This window comes from Maribacter dokdonensis DSW-8, from assembly GCF_001447995.1.
Classification (GTDB): domain Bacteria; phylum Bacteroidota; class Bacteroidia; order Flavobacteriales; family Flavobacteriaceae; genus Maribacter; species Maribacter dokdonensis.
Genome location: NZ_LDPE01000001.1, coordinates 2,124,916 through 2,137,909 on the forward strand (window position 1 = coordinate 2,124,916; position 12,994 = coordinate 2,137,909).

Below are 12,994 nucleotides of genomic sequence, written 5' to 3' on the forward strand. Positions count from 1 at the left end.
AATGAAAGGATATGTCTATATAACAACCAATAAAAATAAAACAGTTCTTTATGTTGGAGCTACAGATGATATTAAAAGAAGAATAAATGAACATAAAAGCAGAATATATCCAAATGCTTTCACCAAGAAATACAATTGCGATATACTAGTTTATTTTGAGGAATTTGAAAATGTAGAAGATGCATTTAAAAGAGAATTGAAATTAAAAGCTGGCAATCGGAAAAAAAAAGGAAGAGTTAATAAACTCAATGAATCCTGAATGGGGTGATCTTTCCATTAATTGGTTAGATGAAAATTTTAGGTTTCGGAACAAAAAATAAAATTCAAGAATAAATTAAACAGATTGCTTCGCTTTACTGGCAATGGTAAAAAGACAAGAACTCTACGATATAGCAGAAAACTGGTTTCAGGAACAAAACTGGAAACCCTTCAAGTTTCAAAAAGATACTTGGAGAGCATTTTTACAAGGTAAGGACGGACTCCTAAATGCTCCAACCGGTAGTGGCAAAACCTATGCCTTATGGTTTCCCATTGTTTTAAATTACATAAAAAGCAATCCTAATTACAAGACCAAACATAAAAAAGGGCTAAAAGCTGTTTGGATAACGCCATTACGTGCATTATCGCAAGAAATTAAGCAATCGGCAGAACGTATTACGCAAGACCTGGGCACACAGATGACCGTGGGTATTCGCTCTGGAGATACTACCACCAAAGAGCGGGCGCAGCAAAAAAAGCAAATGCCCGATCTGCTGATCACCACTCCAGAAAGTCTTCAGTTACTGCTTGCTACAAAAGGTTATGATAAAATTTTTAAAGACTGCTCGGCAATTGTAGTAGATGAATGGCATGAAATATTGGGCACCAAGCGTGGCGTACAAATGGAACTTGCCTTATCACGTTTAAAAAATATATCCTCGCAATTAAGAATTTGGGGCATCTCTGCAACCATTGGCAATCTAGAACAGGCAAGAGATGTTTTGTTGGGCATTGATTCCAAAACGATAGAAAACTCGGTGCTCATAAAAGCCAAACTCAACAAAAAGATCACGGTTAAAAGTATTATTCCCAAAAAAATGGAAACATTTCCATGGCGTGGTCATTTAGGTTTACACCTTTTGGAAGATGTTGTCCCCATCATCAATAGTAGCAAAACCACTTTACTCTTCACCAATACCCGTAGCCAATGTGAAATTTGGTTTCAAAAAATCTTGGAAAAGCACCCAGAATATGCGGGCGAAATGGCAATGCACCATGGCAGCATTAATAAGGAAACACGTGTTTGGGTTGAAAATGCAATTCGCAATGAACAGTTGAAAGCGGTGGTTTGCACCTCAAGTTTGGATCTTGGAGTAGATTTTGCCCCTGTAGAAACGGTAGTACAGATAGGAGGACCCAAAGGTGTTGCCCGTTTTTTACAACGTGCCGGTCGCAGTGGTCATAGTCCCGGTAAGGAAAGTGTCATTTATTTTTTACCCACCCACGCCATTGAACTTATTGAAGCATCGGCTTTGCAAAAAGCAGTAAAGCTGAATACGGTAGAAGACCGTATACCTTACCTTAACAGCTATGATGTGCTTTTGCAATATTTGACCACCTTGGCAATATCTGACGGATTCTACCCTAAAGAAATTTTTCAAGAAGTAAAGCAAACTTTTTGCTACCAAACGTTGACAGAAGACCAATGGCAATGGTTATTGAATTTTTTGGTTATGGGCAGTCAAAGCTTGCAAAACTATGATGAATACAAAAAAGTAGAAATTGAGGAGGACGGGAAATTTAAGGTCAATAACCGTGGTGTTGCCATGCGGCATCGTTTTCAAATAGGCACTATTGTTGGCGATGTAAACTTATCGGTTAAATATCAAAAAGGAGGATATATAGGGTCTATAGAAGAGTTTTTTGTTTCTAAACTCAACAAAGGCGACGTGTTTACATTTGCCGGTAGAAATCTAGAATTCATCCGAATAAAAGAAATGACGGTGCAGGTGCGCAATAGCAATAAGAAAACCAACAAAATTTCTAGTTGGATGGGGAGCCGACTCACTCTTTCCGCACAAATGTCAGAGTTATTGAGAAACGAACTGTATAGCTCGGGTGAACCAATAAAAAATCAATCTGAAGAAATAAGGGCATTGGCACCACTTTTTGAAAGGCAAAGACGAGATAGTATTGTACCCAAACCATCAGAATTTTTAATTGAAACCTTTAAGACCAGAGACGGGTATCACCACCTCTTCTACCCTTTTGAAGGTAGATTTGTTCATGAGGCCATGGGCAGTTTATTAGGTTATCGCATAAGTTTATTATCGCCTATTACATTTTCGTTGGCATTCAATGATTATGGTTTTGAACTACTTTCTGACCAACCCATAGACGTACAACAGGTGCTGGACAATGACCTGTTCACTACAGATTTTATGCTGGATGATTTGCAAAAAAGTCTGAATGCCACAGAAATGGCTCGCCGAAGATTTAGGGATGTTGCCATTATAAGTGGTATGGTCTTTACTGGATACCCAAAAAAAGGTATTAAAATGAAGCATCTGCAGAGTAGTTCTCAATTGCTGTTCGATGTGTTTAGAGATTATGAACCTGATAATTTGTTATTTCAACAAGCCTTTACGGAAACCTTTGAGCACCAATTGGAAGAAGGGAGATTACGATTATCGTTAGAGCGCATTGCCACGCAAGAAATTGTTTGGAAAGAATGCGCAAAACCTACCCCGTTTTCTTTCCCGCTGATTACCGATCGTATGGGCAGGGAAAAATTGTCCAGCGAAAAGCTAGCAGACCGTATTAAGAAAATGGCAGCCTTATTGATGAAGAAATAAAGAACCTTGCCCCCTAACCCCCAAAAGGGGGAATTGCTATTCTTGAAATCAAAATAAATTATTTATCCGGACTTTCTTGTAATTTTGTCTTAATGACCCATTCTATTACCCTACATGATCAAATTTTTGAAATGCATTTTTCTGGCGCATTATTTTGGGAAAAGCATTCCATACTTTTAATTAGTGATGTGCATTTGGGTAAGGTTTCCCATTTTAGAAAATATGGCGCTGCGGTACCACAACAAGCCGTACAGCAAAATTTTGATGCGTTAACAGCGGTTGTTGAACATTTTAAACCAAAATCCATCCTTTTTTTGGGCGATTTGTTTCATTCTGCCATAAATATAGAATGGTCACTTTTTGAGCAATGGGTGCAAACTACATCTCAAGAAATTATATTGGTAAGCGGCAATCACGATATCATTTCTCCGCTGAAATATGAAGCGCTAAATATTAAGGTAATTCCAGAATTAACGCTTGATTCTTTTCTACTTACACATCATCCAGAGGAGCGCGATGGTTTCTTCAATTTTTCAGGGCATATTCACCCTGCTATTAAATTGAGTGGATTAGGTAGGCAATCGGTACGTTTACCTTGCTTCTACAAAACGGAACACCAAATGATATTACCTGCTTTTGGAGAATTTACGGGCACTTATACCCTAGAACCTTGTGAGGGCTGTGAAGTCTATGCCCTTTTGGGTGATGCCGTATTACCCGTACCTATAAAAGAGGTGAAAAAAAGGCGGTTTAAACGAAAATAGTCCATTTAATACGCTAAAGGGCATACCTTTATAAAATATCTACCATAATTTTATAGGGATGAAAAAAAAGTTATCCATACTTAATTTGGTATCTGTTGTTTTGGTAATTGCCGTGAATTATATTTCACAAGCCTTTTCACTTAACGACACCACTATAGGTGAAATGAGTAGGCGTTATAACAACTTATTTACCCCTGCCGGATATGCTTTTGCCATATGGGGCATTATATTTCTAGGCTTATTGGGCTATGGTATTTTTCAGGTAAAGAGAGCCTTCTACAGTACCAAGAATAGTAATTTTATAGAACAGACTGGGTATTGGTTCTTTATAGCCAATATATTGAACTGTTGTTGGGTGTTTGCCTTTATGTACAATTACACAGGATTTTCAGTTATTATCATGCTCGGGATATTACTGTCACTGATAAAAATTATTCTTAATACAAATATGGAACGTTGGGACGCCCCGATTTCCACAATAGCTTTTGTTTGGTGGCCTGTATGTTTTTATAGTGGATGGATTTCTGTAGCCACCATAGCCAACATTGCGGCATATTTGAGTAAACTAGATTGGAACGGGGGCATACTTTCTGAACAAGCCTGGACGATCAATATGATTGTAGCGGCTACGACCATTAATCTATTGATGATTTGGAAAAGAAATATGCGAGAATTTGCCCTGGTAGGCATTTGGGCATTATTTGCCATTTTTATAAGACACAACCGGTCCAATATGTACATTGCCTATGCAGCTATTACAGGAGTTATTATACTTTTTGTTGCAATTACGATCCATGCCATGAAAAATCATGAGACCAACCCATTTAAAAAACTGAAAGAAAGATTGAGAGATAAGAATTAAACCATACTCTTAATATCATTTACCCACGAAGGATAGGTAAAAATAGTCGACTTAATATCCCTATCTGTCATCTTATTATTTATAGCCATAGTAAAAATGTTTATGGTCTCACCAGCATTAGGACCAATTAAGTGAGCCCCAACAATTTCTCTTGTTCTTTCGTTTAAAATTACCTTGTACGCATACAACGGTGCATTTATACGCTTGGCATTGAACCAATCTGTAGACACCTCATAATTAACAATGATATTTTTATATCTAGTACGGGCTTCTTCTTCAGAATAACCAACAGTAGCCAAATTTGGTAAGGTAAAAACTACAGAAGGTACTACTGGTACTTCCAATTCTTTTTTATTTCCATTGATAATATTCTCTGCAACTACATAACCTTGTCTTCCAGAAAGAGGGGTCAAAGGCAAATTCTTGTCAGACACATCTCCGCAGGCATAAACATTGACATTGCTCTTACTTTGCAAAAAGTCATTGGTAACTACTCCGCTATCTGTAAAATCAACATTACCATTATCCAAATCTAGCTCAGCCAATGCCGGTACACGACCTGCAGTATTAAAAACCATATGGGCTTCAATAGTTTTTATACCACCTTTGACCTCATAGCTTAAAATATGTTTCTTTCGTTTCTTTTTAAGTGAAGTTGGTTTCGCCTCAAAAATGAAAGTAATACCTAAAGATTCAGAATACTTTTTCAGTGCTTTCACCAAGTCCGGATCAAATGCATGTAATGGTCGTTTACCAGTATCTACAACAGTGACCTTTGCTCCTGCGCGTGCGGCCATATGGGCAAACTCCATCCCAATGTAACCACCACCGACAAAAACAATATGCTCTGGCAATTTTTTAAGGTTCAGAAAATCATCACTATTCTTAAAATGTTTTGAGCCCTTAATTTCTATTTTTCTAGGTACTTGCCCTGTAGCAATCACAATTTTTTGGGCACTTATTTTTTTACCCTCCACCAGTAACGTTCGCTCATCAATAAACTTTGGAGATTGGTGAAAGAGATGAATGCCTTTCTCTTTTAAAACCCGCTCTGTAGCAACAGGCACGTTAACGGTGAAATTACGTTTATACTTTTGCAACTTGCCCCAGTTAATCCTAGGTGTTTTGGCAACGCCTTTCCCCTTCAAATTTTTACTAAGTTCATAAGCCTCCATTGCCCCCAATAATATTTTTTTGGGATCACAACCTCTGTTTGCACAGGTACCTCCAAACTCACGGTTATCGGCTACAGCAACTTTCAAACCAGCCTCTACGCATGATTTTGCCACAGTTTGCCCGGCGATACCACTTCCTATTACAAAAACATCAAATGCAATCTCTTCCATAAACCTTACTTTATTAGCTTCACCACAATTTCCAACTTTTTAAGGGTAATGCGTAGCCCATATGTGATAATAATGAGTGGTATCCATTAATTAGGTATACGTATATTTGCAAAAATTTAAACTGTTGAGTCATTCTTCTATCCAACAACGGTATGCCCAGTCTCCCCAAATAGGGAAACTGCAAAACGCTATTGCCGAATCTGAACAATCAGGAACAAAAAATATTCAACTGAAAGGTCTTGTAGGGTCATCGTTATCCTTTGTACTTTCTAGTATTTTCGAATCTGAAGACCGACCGTTTTTGGCGATATTCAATGATAAAGAAGAGGCGGCCTACTACCTTAACGATCTAGAACGGTTAATTGGTGAAGACCATGTGCTATTCTACCCGGGCAGCTATAGAAGACCTTATCAAATTGAAGAAACAGACAATGCCAATGTGCTTTTACGGGCAGAGGTATTGAACAGAATAAATTCCAGAAAAAAACCTGCGGTAATTGTCACCTACCCAGATGCGCTGTTCGAAAAAGTGGTCACCAGAAAAGAATTGGACAAGAATACCCTAAAAATGAAGTTAGGGGATACGCTTTCTTTAGACTTTTTAAATGAAATACTTTTTGAGTATAAGTTTAAACGCGTAGATTTCATAACAGAACCTGGTGAGTTTTCAGTTAGGGGCGGTATTGTAGATGTCTATTCGTTTTCTAACGATGAACCCTATAGAATTGAATTTTTTGGAGATGAAATAGACAGCATACGTACTTTCGATGTAGAGTCGCAGCTTTCAAAAGAGAAGATAAAATCAATTACCATAGTGCCAAATATGGCGGATAAGTTTTTGGTTGAAAAACGCCAAAGCTTTTTAACCTATGTTGCCTCTAAAACATTGGTATTTGCTAAAAACACCGATTTATTATATGACAGATTAGATGATTTCTTCGGCAAAGCAAAGGAAGCATTTACAAAACTCTCAAAAGATATAAAACATGCCGAGCCCGAAGAACTTTTTATGGGAGGCAATGAATTTAGGGAGCAACTTTCCGGTTTTACGGTTTTAAGTCAAGATGCCCATAAAGATGCGCCCAATCTTGTTGAATTTCACTCAAAACCTCAACCATCTTTCAATAAAAAGTTCGATTTATTAATCGAAAACTTAAATGGTTATAAAGACAAAGAATACACCAATTTTATATTCTGTGCCAGTGAACAGCAGGCAAAACGTTTTCATGACATTTTTGAAGAAGTAAACCAACAGGTTCATTACCAAACCATTGTTTCTCCCCTTTTTCAAGGCTTTATAGATGACGACCAAAAACTGGTTTGCTATACTGACCATCAAATATTTGAACGTTACCATAAATTCCACTTAAAGAACGGTTATGCCAAAAAACAGGCCATAACGTTAAAAGAGCTGAACAAGCTTGAAATTGGTGATTATGTAACCCATATTGACCACGGAATTGGAAAATTCGGCGGATTACAAAAAATAGATGTTGAAGGTAAAAAGCAAGAAGCCATTAAATTAATGTACGGCGAACGAGATATTTTATACGTAAGCATACATTCTTTACATAAAATATCCAAGTTCAACGGTAAGGATGGTGCTCCGCCAAAAATTTACAAACTTGGTTCTGGTGCTTGGAAAAAAATAAAGGATAAGACAAAATCCAGGGTCAAGAAAATTGCCTTCAACCTTATTAAGGTCTATGCAAAAAGAAGATTGGAAAAAGGGTTCCAATATAATCCAGACAGTTATTTACAGAATGAACTAGAAGCTTCGTTCATCTACGAAGACACGCCCGATCAAAGTTCAGCTACCGAAGACGTAAAGCGCGATATGGAAAGTGAACGCCCTATGGACCGTTTAATATGTGGCGATGTAGGTTTCGGTAAAACCGAGGTAGCCATAAGGGCCGCGTTCAAAGCAGTGGATAATGGCAAGCAAGTTGCTGTTTTGGTACCAACTACTATTTTGGCTTTTCAACATCACAGAACTTTTTCCGAACGTTTAAAAGATATGCCGGTAACCGTAGATTATTTAAATAGGTTTAGAACGGCAAAAGAGAAAAAAGAGACCATTCAACGTTTAGGTGAGGGCAAAGTAGATATTATTATTGGTACGCATCAACTGGTCAACAAAAATGTCCAATTCAAAGATTTGGGACTTTTAATTGTAGATGAAGAACAAAAATTTGGGGTTGCCGTAAAAGACAAATTAAAATCAATTAAAGAAAATGTAGATGTTTTAACGTTGACGGCTACTCCAATACCAAGAACACTTCAGTTTAGTTTGATGGCAGCCAGAGATTTATCTACCATAACCACAGCACCACCAAATAGATACCCTATTGAAAGTCAGGTAATTCGTTTTAACGAAGAAACTATTAGGGATGCGGTAAGCTATGAGATTGAAAGAGGTGGACAAGTCTTCTTTATCCACAACCGTATTGAAAACATAAAAGAAGTGGCCGGTATGATCCAGAGATTGGTACCCGATGCAAAAGTAGGTATTGGCCACGGTCAAATGGACGGTAAAAAACTAGAGGCGTTAATGCTTGGTTTTATGAACAGTGAATTTGACGTTCTGGTTTCAACAACAATTGTGGAAAGCGGTTTAGATGTAACCAATGCCAATACAATTTTCATTAACAACGCCAATAACTTTGGTTTAAGTGATTTACACCAAATGCGTGGTAGAGTTGGTCGTGGTAATAAAAAGGCATTCTGCTATTTTATTACTCCGCCGTACGAAGTAATGACAACCGATGCCCGCAAACGAATTGAGGCTTTAGAACAATTTACAGAACTGGGCAGTGGTTTTAACATTGCCATGAAAGATTTGGAGATTAGAGGCGCGGGAGACCTATTAGGTGGTGAGCAAAGCGGATTTATCAATGAAATTGGTTTTGAAACCTATCAAAAAATTCTTGCCGAAGCCATTGAAGAATTAAAAGAAAATGAATTTAAAGACCTTTATGATGAAGTTGAAGGCAAGCAAGAAAAGATATTTGTAAAAGAAACACAGATAGATTCTGATTTTGAATTACTCTTCCCGGATGACTACATCAATAATATAACAGAAAGACTAACGTTATATACAGAACTGAATCAAGTAAAGGATGAGGAAGCCCTTCAAAAATTTGAAGCACAGCTTGTAGACCGTTTTGGCGAATTGCCCGATGAAGCTCAAGATTTACTGAATTCAGTACGTATAAAATGGATTGCTAACAGCATTGGTTTAGAGAAAATTGTAATGAAACAAGGTAAAATGATCGGTTATTTTATAAGTGACCAACAATCGGCCTTTTATCAAACTTCAACATTTACCAAAGTATTACAATATGTACAATCACATGCTCAGCAATGCAAGATCAAAGAAAAACAGACCCGTAACGGTCTAAGACTTTTATTGGTTTTTGATAGTATAAGATCAATTGACAGAGCTTATTTAGCATTAAGACCCTTTGAAAGTAAAGAAAAAACAACAGTATAAATGGAATTTGACATCTCAGAAAAATTGGCGATCGTCCATCTTATAGACTCTGTAATCGTTGCAGACGGTAAAGTACATGAAGGTGAAATTAATGCCCTTAGCAAATTTATGCCCATTATTGATTTTGATAGTAATTTCTTAATTCAGGCACGTACCATAGACATTGATCAAAGTGTACTTATTCTAAAGGAAATGACTGAAGATAAAAAAAGTAAACTGGCAGAAATCTTAGAAGAAGTCGCTATTTCAGATGGCTATGTGCATGAAAAGGAAAGTGATGTAATACGTCATGTATTTTCAGAGATAGGCGTTTCTAAAAAAGCTTAATTATATCCTGTTACAATAATTGTGTTGACTCTATATTAATTTATTATCCGTAGCAACTTATGTATCTTAACGGTAGAATTTAAATAAACCGTTTTGAACCACACCATAGTTTCTTCACAAGAAATGCAAACTGTATTGGCGACTTTGTTCACCAAATACAATTTTCCACAAGAACAGGCAAAAACATTGGCCCGTATACATACCGAAAGCACAATTGATGGCATATATTCCCATGGTATCAATAGAATACCCGTATTTATAGATTACGTAAAAAAGGGGTTAATTAATATAGACACCACAGCAAGTAAAGTTACTGCTATGGGAAGTATAGAAAGATGGGATGGCAACCGTGCATCTGGCGTACTCAACGCCATAAAATGTACGAACAGGGCTGTTGATATGGCTAAAACGCACGGCATGGGCTTAGTTGCCCTTAAAAATACCAATCATTGGATGCGCGGTGGCACTTATGCCTGGCAAGCAGCTGAAAAAGGATGCATCTCTATACTTTTTACAAACACCATACCTAATATGCCAGCTTGGGGCGGAAAAGAAAATAAGATTGGCAATAACCCATTAGTAATTGGTATTCCACGTAAAAATGGACATGTAGTTTTAGACATGGCACTATCACAATACTCTTTCGGGAAAATGCAAAGTTTAGCTTTAAACGACCAAGATTTACCTTTTGACGGTGGATGGGATAATGATGGAAATTTAAGTAAAGACCCAAAAGCCATTATTTATTCTGGTAAGGCATTACCCTTTGGCTATTGGAAAGGATCTGCACTATCAATGATTTTAGATATGTTGGCCACTTTATTGTCAGCAGGAAACTCAACGTATAAAATAGGGTTAGAAAAAGATGAAACCGCGTTATCACAAGTATTTCTATGCATAGACCCATCAACCTTTAAGGATACAGAAATTCAAGAAAAACTACTAAACGAAATTATTGGTTTTACCCATGACAGCAGTCCAATCTCAAAGGGAGACAGAACCTACTACCCAGGGGAAAGAACTTTAAAACAAAGGTCAAAATCCATTAAAGAAGGAATGCAGGTCAACACGGTAATATGGAAAAAAATTCATGAGCTTATTGCGTAAACAATTAATTGTCAAGTGTATAATTTTATACCTTTAACTGTTTCACCACCAATGTACTGTTCATGAAAAAAGTTCTACTCCCACTACTCGCCTTATTGATTGTTTGCTCTTGTAAAGAAGAACCTAAGGGCAAAGCACCTGAGAAAGTTATAATCCATAACAAAATAATTACCACTACTGTAAAAGCAAGAATAGACTCGGTACTCAACGCTTTCGTACAATCTGGAAATATTGCCGGTGCTTCTGCACTCATTTTTGAAAATGGAGAAGAGGTATATTATAATGCTTTTGGTTATGCCGATATCGCATTAGAAAAACCAATGCAAAGAAATACTATAGTTCAAATATACTCCATGACCAAGCCAATTACGGGTACGGCTCTAATGACTTTATTTGAGCAGGGAAAATTCAAACTAGATGACCCTTTATCAAAGTACATTCCCGAGTTTGAAAATATGACCGTGTATGCTGGTGTAGATGAAAATGGCAAAATGAAAACCGAACCACTTAAGAGAGAAATTTCAATTAGAGATCTAACCAGGCATACCGCTGGTTTTCCCAACAGGGACGACATTCCTGGTCTAAGCAAGTTATTTCGCAAGGCAGATGCTATGAATAGAGAAAATACACTTACTCAAATGGCGGAAAAAATGGCAAAAGTACCTTTATGGTTTCAGCCAGGTGCACAATGGGAATATGGTCCCAGTGTAGATGTACAAGCTTTATTGGTAGAAAGAATTTCAGGAATCCCCTACGGTGAATACGTACAACAACATGTATTATCTCCTTTAAAAATGGATGAAACCAGATATTTCGTACCTAAAAAAGATAGAGATAGATTCTCAAAATTATATATTAGAAAAGGTGAAGGTGAGTTAGTTAAAGATACTACAACCTATAGTAATTATACGGCACATTGGCCACTTACACGTGGTGGCTCTGGACTTACCTCAACCTTAGATGATTATATGCGTTTTGCACAAATGCTAGTCCATCAAGGAAGTTTAGATAGCGTACAGGTATTACAACCAGAAACGGTAAAACTTATGGCTACCAACCACTTGCCTGATAGTGTTACCAAACGTTCTTGGTTGCCCAGCAAAGGTCAGGTTGGTTTTGGCATTGACTTTGCCGTTAGGGTGGCACCACCAAAAACGCCAGAAGAAAATAACGGTGTGGTTGGCGAATTTTATTGGGACGGTGCAGCGTCTACCTTATTTTGGGTAGACCCCGTAAATCAATTAACGGCTGTATTGTTCGTACAACTTTTTCCTTATGACCAGATAGGGTTACATAAGCAATTTAGAGATGCAGTATATGGTCCTTACCCCTTTTAAGTTAATATAGCCTCCATAATATTAGTGAATAACTAGTAGTTAAAGTCAATAAGATATCCTCTTGTTTTTCTTATCTTTCAGCTCCAAAAAAAAGCACATGGAGTTTGAAGATTTTGTAAAAGCGGCCTTTGTAAAAATGATTTATGAGGTTATAGAGGCAGACGGTAAAATTCACCCCGCGGAATTAGAAACCTTAAACAAACTAAAGGACATTATCGGTTTTGATAATAAATTTTTAGAACGTGCAAAGAAATTGGACTACGACAATGCCTTAATTACCCTTTATAATTTGCCTCATGACCAAAAGAAAGCTTTGGCCCAAATTTTAGATGAGGTTGCTATCTCAGACGGTGCCATTCATAAAAAAGAAATGGATCTAATCATAGAAACATTTATAAATATAGGCTTAGGCGAAGAAACGGAATAACTAAAGGTATGGTATGATGAATTATACAAAGGAAGAAAAGCTAGCTGTGGTAAAAATGGTTGACTATGTTATTTTAGCCGATAGCAAGGTTGCTCCTGCAGAAATGCAATTTCTTACCCAACTAATGGATCGCTTTACTTTTGACAGTTTCTTTATAGGTCAAGCCCGTAATTTAAATAAAGATTTAGCCTATAAGATTTTAAGTGCAATGTCCCTGCCCAAAAAAAAGGCTCTTGCCCAACTCTTAGATGAAGTTGCATTATCAGATGGCTTTGTACATGAAAAAGAAATACTAAAAATTTCAGAGGCTCTTGGCCACATGGAAATTGAAAAAGAATTATCATAACCTTTTCAAAATTAAAGCTTTCAATTGCGGGTCTATTAGTACTTTTATACCGTGAATATTAAAATCTTCACTCCGTCAATGACCAAAACAATACCTTTTAAATCAACATCTTTATTTACAGGTGCTAGCAAGGTAATTGGTATAATAATTG

The 12,994-nt window shown here is 37.1% G+C and carries 11 protein-coding genes; 10 read left to right on the top strand and 1 reads right to left on the bottom strand.

The window, feature by feature from the left end; translation table 11 throughout:
* The first annotated feature begins 1 nt into the window (after position 1).
* From I600_RS09190 to I600_RS09205, 4 genes are all read left to right on the top strand, one after another.
* Positions 2-259 carry a GIY-YIG nuclease family protein gene (locus I600_RS09190; protein ID WP_317038727.1) on the top strand — a complete coding sequence of 86 codons (258 nt, stop codon included), beginning with the start codon at positions 2-4 and terminating at the stop codon, positions 257-259.
* Between the two features lie 103 nt (positions 260-362).
* Positions 363-2,834 carry a ligase-associated DNA damage response DEXH box helicase gene (locus tag I600_RS09195; RefSeq protein WP_058104132.1) on the top strand — a complete coding sequence of 824 codons (2,472 nt, stop codon included), beginning with the start codon at positions 363-365 and terminating at the stop codon, positions 2,832-2,834.
* A gap of 92 nt (positions 2,835-2,926) precedes the next feature.
* Entirely contained in the window at positions 2,927-3,598 is a 672-nt protein-coding gene (pdeM, locus tag I600_RS09200) for a ligase-associated DNA damage response endonuclease PdeM (RefSeq protein WP_058104133.1), read from the top strand.
* 58 nt (positions 3,599-3,656) lie between these two features.
* Positions 3,657-4,460, top strand: a complete 804-nt coding sequence (locus tag I600_RS09205) for a hypothetical protein (RefSeq protein WP_058104134.1) — start codon at positions 3,657-3,659, stop codon at positions 4,458-4,460.
* Here I600_RS09205 and I600_RS09210 read toward each other — a convergent pair.
* Positions 4,457-5,806 (bottom strand): dihydrolipoyl dehydrogenase family protein, encoded by a 1,350-nt coding sequence (locus I600_RS09210; RefSeq protein WP_058104135.1) that lies wholly within the window; start codon positions 5,804-5,806, stop codon positions 4,457-4,459. The two genes, I600_RS09205 and I600_RS09210, sit on opposite strands and share 4 nt — an antisense overlap.
* Positions 5,807-5,930: 124 nt before the next feature.
* Here I600_RS09210 and mfd point away from each other — a divergent pair, with 124 nt between their 5' ends.
* The 6 genes from mfd to I600_RS09240 all read left to right on the top strand — a co-directional run bounded on the left by mfd (position 5,931) and on the right by I600_RS09240 (position 12,843).
* Positions 5,931-9,299, top strand: a complete 3,369-nt coding sequence (gene mfd, locus I600_RS09215; RefSeq protein ID WP_058104136.1) for a transcription-repair coupling factor — start codon at positions 5,931-5,933, stop codon at positions 9,297-9,299.
* A complete protein-coding gene (locus I600_RS09220) occupies positions 9,300-9,626 on the top strand; it encodes a TerB family tellurite resistance protein (RefSeq protein WP_058104137.1) in 327 nt (108 codons plus the stop codon).
* A 93-nt stretch (positions 9,627-9,719) separates the two neighbouring features.
* Positions 9,720-10,733 (top strand): 3-dehydro-L-gulonate 2-dehydrogenase, encoded by a 1,014-nt coding sequence (yiaK, locus tag I600_RS09225; protein ID WP_209439182.1) that lies wholly within the window; start codon positions 9,720-9,722, stop codon positions 10,731-10,733.
* 62 nt (positions 10,734-10,795) lie between these two features.
* Positions 10,796-12,070 carry a serine hydrolase domain-containing protein gene (locus tag I600_RS09230; RefSeq protein ID WP_058104139.1) on the top strand — a complete coding sequence of 425 codons (1,275 nt, stop codon included), beginning with the start codon at positions 10,796-10,798 and terminating at the stop codon, positions 12,068-12,070.
* Between the two features lie 97 nt (positions 12,071-12,167).
* Positions 12,168-12,497, top strand: a complete 330-nt coding sequence (locus I600_RS09235; protein ID WP_058104140.1) for a hypothetical protein — start codon at positions 12,168-12,170, stop codon at positions 12,495-12,497.
* A 13-nt stretch (positions 12,498-12,510) separates the two neighbouring features.
* Entirely contained in the window at positions 12,511-12,843 is a 333-nt protein-coding gene (locus I600_RS09240; RefSeq protein ID WP_157490860.1) for a tellurite resistance TerB family protein, read from the top strand.
* Positions 12,844-12,994: the final 151 nt, after the last annotated feature.

Excerpts from the sequence above, each read along its gene's own strand:
- I600_RS09240 (WP_157490860.1), top strand. The coding sequence starts at position 12,511 with ATGATGAATTATACAAAGGAAGAAAAGCTAGCTGTGGTAAAAATGGTT.
- pdeM (WP_058104133.1), top strand. The coding sequence starts at position 2,927 with ATGACCCATTCTATTACCCTACATGATCAAATTTTTGAAATGCATTTT.
- I600_RS09210 (WP_058104135.1), bottom strand. The coding sequence starts at position 5,806 with ATGGAAGAGATTGCATTTGATGTTTTTGTAATAGGAAGTGGTATCGCC.
- I600_RS09230 (WP_058104139.1), top strand. The coding sequence starts at position 10,796 with ATGAAAAAAGTTCTACTCCCACTACTCGCCTTATTGATTGTTTGCTCT.
- I600_RS09235 (WP_058104140.1), top strand. The coding sequence starts at position 12,168 with ATGGAGTTTGAAGATTTTGTAAAAGCGGCCTTTGTAAAAATGATTTAT.
- I600_RS09190 (WP_317038727.1), top strand. The coding sequence starts at position 2 with ATGAAAGGATATGTCTATATAACAACCAATAAAAATAAAACAGTTCTT.
- I600_RS09205 (WP_058104134.1), top strand. The coding sequence starts at position 3,657 with ATGAAAAAAAAGTTATCCATACTTAATTTGGTATCTGTTGTTTTGGTA.
- I600_RS09220 (WP_058104137.1), top strand. The coding sequence starts at position 9,300 with ATGGAATTTGACATCTCAGAAAAATTGGCGATCGTCCATCTTATAGAC.
- I600_RS09195 (WP_058104132.1), top strand. The coding sequence starts at position 363 with ATGGTAAAAAGACAAGAACTCTACGATATAGCAGAAAACTGGTTTCAG.